The 249-nt window shown below is 39.4% G+C and carries 1 protein-coding gene; it reads left to right on the plus strand.

Annotated features, from left to right (window positions below; translation table 11 throughout):
• Positions 1 to 249: hypothetical protein (locus PL9631_RS26535; RefSeq protein WP_197046540.1), on the plus strand; the 249-nt coding region annotated here is incomplete at both ends.

The raw sequence follows: 249 nt of genomic DNA on the forward strand, positions 1-249 counted from the left end.
CACGCAAACTCGGAATATTAATCAATACAATTATGCTTTGTTTATTGCTATTCAATCCTTACTTTGTCGGGAAAAATATGAAGAAATGAAAACCAAGCGCCAGAAAACCAAAGAGGATTTAGCCCAGGAGCGTCATTATGAGATTTCTTATCGTTATGGGGTTGAAGTCTCGCCAGAATTGGTGTTGAGGGATATGGCGGGGGATTATCCTAAGCTGCGGTTACATTATTATTTACTGCATCCTGAACT

This window comes from Planktothrix paucivesiculata PCC 9631, from assembly GCF_900009265.2.
In the GTDB taxonomy this organism is placed as follows: domain Bacteria; phylum Cyanobacteriota; class Cyanobacteriia; order Cyanobacteriales; family Microcoleaceae; genus Planktothrix; species Planktothrix paucivesiculata.